General features: G+C 74.9%; 2 protein-coding genes. Both read right to left on the bottom strand.

Annotation, left to right across the window (positions count from 1 at the left end):
* Positions 1 to 346 (bottom strand): FAD-dependent oxidoreductase (locus AB0O00_RS40170; protein ID WP_363659609.1); only part of this gene is annotated, 346 nt, incomplete at its 3' end.
* Positions 347 to 356: 10 nt separating this feature from the next.
* Entirely contained in the window at positions 357 to 977 is a 621-nt protein-coding gene (locus AB0O00_RS40165; protein WP_363659608.1) for a DUF4126 domain-containing protein, read from the bottom strand.
* Between the last annotated feature and the right edge of the window lie 271 nt (positions 978 to 1,248).

The raw sequence follows: 1,248 nt of genomic DNA, 5'->3' as shown, positions 1-1,248 counted from the left end.
AGGCGTCGTCCAGGGCCTGGGCGACGCCGCCACGCGAGGCGTTGGGCAGGGCGAGCGCGGTGCCGTCCGGGAACAGGTGCCGGCTCTCCGGGTCCACCGGGGCCAGCTCGACGAGCTCCTCCAGCGGCTCGCGGCCGGTCTTCAGCGCGAGGTCGCGGTAGACCGCGGGGAGGGTGAGCAGGCCCGGGCCGGTGTCGAAGGCGAAGCCGTCGCGCTCGTACCGGCCGACCATGCCGCCGTACGTGCCGCTCGCCTCGCAGACCGTCACCCGGTGTCCGAGGGTCGCCAGCCGGGAGGCCGCCGCGAGCCCGCTCATTCCTGCGCCGATGATGACGATCCGTGCCATGCACCAGATCCTATGGCTGCGGCGCGTACACCCCTTGTGCAGCCCGCGCGCGGGCGGCCTTGCGCTCGCGGCGGCGGGCCCGGAACGCGCGGATCCTGCTGACCGCCAGCCAGACCAGCAGCACGCCGACCGCCAGCAGGACGGCCGAGATCGAGGCGGCCAGCCAGGGGTGGAAGATCGCCAGGGTGACCAGGCCGGCCACCGACAGGTCCTCGGCCAGGCTGACCGCGATGTTGCTGGCCGGCTCGGGCGAGGTGTTGACGGCCATCCGCAGCGAGGCCTTCACCAGGTGGCTGACCAGCGCCGTCGTCCCGCCCATCGCGCCCGCCGCGACCTCGCCGAGCGAGCCCGGGTGGCTGCTCGCGATCAGCGCGGCCACGGTGGCGCCGGCGACCGGGCGGATCACGGTGTGCACGACGTCCCACACGCTGTCCACGTACGGGATCTTGTCGGCCACCGCCTCCAGCAGGAACAGCAGGGCGGCCGCGACCAGCACGTCGGTGCGCTCCAGCGCGGGCGGCACCGAGTCGGCGCCCCCGAACCGGCCCAGCAGCCCGAGCAGCAGCACCACCGCGTACGCGTTGATGCCGCTGGCCAGTCCGCTGGTGAAGATCAGCGGCACGATCGTCATCGGGTCCCCTCCTCGGAACGGCCGGGTCCGCCCGGCCTCGCCGTACCGTACCGGGACGCGGCGGGACGCCCCGGCGGTTCCGGCCCGACGGCGGGCGCGCCGAAATGAGTACGGATACTCAGATCCGCGGTTGAGTACTTCTGCGGATAGCCCTCCGACCTGCGCGGACGCCAGAGTGGTGGCACCCGGGCTGCGGGGCGCGTCGGGCGCCGCGCACCCCGGACGGCGGACCCGTCCGTCCGCCGGCCCTGGGGAGCCGGCGGGCGGGCGG

The organism is Kitasatospora sp. NPDC093558, from assembly GCF_040683475.1.
Lineage (GTDB): Bacteria > Actinomycetota > Actinomycetes > Streptomycetales > Streptomycetaceae > Kitasatospora.
This window is presented reverse-complemented; position numbering and strand designations above follow the sequence as displayed.